Genomic DNA, 3,598 nt, shown 5'->3' with positions numbered 1-3,598 from the left:
TGCTGACAACATTTTTTAGAAATTATGTTGCAACATTTACAAGTCCAATGTATACCAAGTATGATTTTCAAAATAGCTGTACGCTGCAATCAGATGGAATCTATTGGCATATTATTTCATCAAACGCTTATTCGGAAACTACACCAAACTAATAAAACCTCTTTTGAATTTGTTTGGCAATAAGTTTCTTTTTCGTGAATTTGATAAATTTTATTTGACAAGCTTCAAATAAACAAGCCCTACCGGGAACAGAACATTCACCAGTATACAATTACAGCAGCCAGGTTTTGCAGTTACGGCCTCGCACCCAAATAAACCAGGGTTACATCAAATGTAGACCTGTGCCCTGCTATGCCTGTTTCGTCCATAAAGAATTTTACATGTATATCCTTAGTAACCGGATCAACCGAATTAACACCCGTAGGATCAAGAACTGCAGAACGCCCCGAGGTGGAAGGCTGACCATAATAGTTAGTAACTGAAGTTACTTTATTGGTAGCCGCATCAAAAGTAAATATCAATCCAAACTTACTGTAGTATGTGGCATTGGTGATACCGCCTCCCGTATTTCCTATAATAATACCCGGAAAACTGAGATCGTTTGAAACCAGGCTGTCCGTTGCAGCACCGCTGGTTTGTAACGTATACTGATAGGTATTATCCTTCCATCCAAAAGCCGCATTGGAATGATCCGTCATGGTACCTTCCATGCGATACCTGCCATCCCATTGATTTCTGCCAGATGGTGATGGCTCAGGATCATCTTTCTCTTTACAAGCTCCCACTGTAAGAACAATAACTGACAACAATAATAACGTTTTGATATGCATAACAACATTTTTTGAAGGTTAAAAAACAAACCAGCAAACAGGCTAAAGTAAATAATCATCTTGTTATTACAACTACTCCTTTTGGAGTAGTTTTTTTAACTTGATTTGTGTATTTGTTGGACCGGTCGCCTATATATACTCCGGTGTGTGGCTCATGCAACAAGATTCAAAATATGATCAAACTACATCCATATTACATATAGACTTTCTTTCAGCCAGGGTATCCCCATCCTCAACCTTGCCACTTGCTTGAACTTTGGATCTTTATTGCCGCGTTTAAGTTTCTTACACGTGTTGGTTTTTCTAAGAAATGATCATTATTTATCATTCTGGGTAAACACAGGCGTTTGGCGCTTTGGCTGGTGAATTTGTAAATTGAACATTAACCTAGCATTAACTTGTGCGGTGTTTTATTAGTTTTATGCCCCAAAATCCATCACTGTGCCGAACGCCAAAACATTATAAGTTATTCCCAGTACAAACCTATATGTATTAAATATAAAAAGTAAACGTCTATAAAATTTGACTATTTTAGAAGAAATTTTGAAAATCATGAATCATTGATTTTCATCATTAAAATCTGCCGTTAAAAACCTTTTAAAAGCTACAGAATATGAAACAAATAGTTTTTGTAGGTCTTTTAATTTTTTTTTCTTATGTATCTGCCAATGCTCAAATAAACAATAATAGTCAATGGACGTGGGTTGCTGGTGACAGTCTATTAAACCAGACTGGAGTATATGGAATTCAAGGTATTGCTTCTTTAAACAATAAACCAGGAGAAAGATTGTTGGCAGCGACATGGGTGGATAGTTATGGTAATTTTTGGTTGTTTGGAGGCACTCCATCTAGTGGAGGAAGGTTAAATGATTTATGGAAATATGATCCCGTTAGCAATATTTGGATTTGGGTCAACGGGAGTAATCTCCCTAATCAAACCGGTGTTTATGGAACTATTGGTGTTTCTGCTCCTGCAAATAGGCCTGGCGCAAGAGCCGGATGCGCTTGCTGGTCTGATATAAATGGGAATTTATGGTTATTTGGCGGAAGAGGTTTTGGTCAGACTTCAAGTTTTGGGTGGTTAAATGATCTTTGGAAATATGATATCAATATCAATCAATGGACGTGGATTAGTGGTAGCAATACCATTAATGTTGCTGGCAATTATGGAATACAAGGAATAACAAGTTCTACTAATGCACCAGGTGGTAGAGACAGGCCTCAATACTGGTCTGATAATTCAGGAAATTTTTGGGTAATGGGAGGCTATTCTATTGTTACCAATTCATTTATTGGTCCATCTAATGATCTTTGGAGATATAATCTAGGTACCAATCAATGGACATGGGTAAATGGAGATAAATCTGTAAATTCAAATGGCAAATATGGCCAACTAAATCTTGCCTCCATAAACAACAAACCTGGCTCACGAGTTTCAGGTAGTTGTTGGAGCGATGAAAGTGGAAATTTATGGATGTTTGGAGGTTATGGATATGATGCAAATAGTACATCAATTGTTGATTTTAATGACACATGGAATTATAATTTATTAACAGGTGAATGGATTTGGACAAGTGGGGATTCTACTGGAAACCAAGAAATAAGATACGGCAGCAAAGGAATAGCTTCAAGCAATAATAACCCGGGTTCAAGGTATGGGGCTTTCACATGGAAAGATAATCAACAAAATTTTTGGTTGATGGCAGGAACAGATAATTTTCATTTACTAACACAAAAAAATGATCTATGGAAATTTGAAAAAAATAATAACACCTGGATTTGGATAGGTGGCGATTCAATAACAAATCCATTGGGTCATTTTGGTGAACTTGGAATACAGTCAATTACCAATTTACCTGGAAATAAAAGTAATGGTGTATCTTGGACCGATAGCAACAATAATTTTTGGTTATTTGGTGGAGCAACATACAGACCTGTAACATCCCTTTTATATGGTACAACTGACTTATGGAAATTATCATCAGCTTCTTATAATAGTATAAAAATTTGCAATCTCGCAGACACAATTTTAAAAACAGACATTGTAGGAACAAACTATCAATGGCAATTAAGTATTGATGGAATATCTTTTACAAATTTAATTGATAATGCAATTTATTCCGGTACTACTAGTAATTCCATTCATATTACCGGAATTCCTTCATCAACTTACGGATATAAGCTCAGATGCGTAGTAGATGGAATTAATGATAAAGTTTTCATGCTAGTTTTTGAAAGCAAATGGACAGGATTAGTTAGTAATCAATGGGAAAATTCACTAAATTGGAGTTGTAATTCATTACCCGACCAATACACTGATGTATATATTTATTCTGGTCAACCAAATATAAACTCCAATGTCAATATCCGGTCATTAACAGTAAAATTTGGTGCTACTCCGATTATCAAATCAACATACAATTTGGTTATAACTCATTAACTTTTAACATTTACATGTTATTTTACCAGAAGTATTTCGGAATAAAATATGCACAACAACACTTACATAACCTGAACATCACATATGCTCAAAATAACATGCTATATAGTAATGGTGCTCTCTATAAACTCAGTTTCCTTACAAACTTATGCTCAGCAAAAACCGAAAGACACAACAATTACAAAAGAGTATTTTAAAGACAATGATGTCTTGACGCTGCTTGATCAAAAACCCCCACAATTTGAAGGCGGGAAGAATGCCTGGAAAAATTATGTAAAAACGAATATTAATATAGCCATTCCATTTACGAACAAAGCTCCTGCCGGAA

The 3,598-nt window shown here is 35.6% G+C and carries 3 protein-coding genes; 2 read left to right on the top strand and 1 reads right to left on the bottom strand.

Annotated elements, in window-relative coordinates; translation table 11 throughout:
- Window positions 1-293: 293 nt before the first annotated feature.
- On the bottom strand, window positions 294-830 hold the full coding sequence (locus K1X82_15145) for a hypothetical protein (GenBank protein ID MBX7183446.1): 537 nt from the start codon (window positions 828-830) through the stop codon (window positions 294-296).
- Window positions 831-1,443: 613 nt separating this feature from the next.
- On the opposite strand from K1X82_15145, the gene K1X82_15140 reads away from it, so the two are divergent.
- Both K1X82_15140 and K1X82_15135 read left to right on the top strand, forming a co-directional pair.
- A complete protein-coding gene (locus K1X82_15140; protein ID MBX7183445.1) occupies window positions 1,444-3,270 on the top strand; it encodes a hypothetical protein in 1,827 nt (608 codons plus the stop codon).
- An 84-nt stretch (window positions 3,271-3,354) separates the two neighbouring features.
- Window positions 3,355-3,598, top strand: a 244-nt coding sequence (locus K1X82_15135) for a hypothetical protein (GenBank protein MBX7183444.1), incomplete at its 3' end; no start/stop codon positions are given.

The sequence above is a fragment of the Bacteroidia bacterium genome, assembly GCA_019695265.1.
Classification (GTDB): domain Bacteria; phylum Bacteroidota; class Bacteroidia; order JAIBAJ01; family JAIBAJ01; genus JAIBAJ01.
The sequence above is the reverse complement of the archived record's forward strand: the minus strand, read 5'-3'. Positions and strand labels throughout refer to the sequence as shown.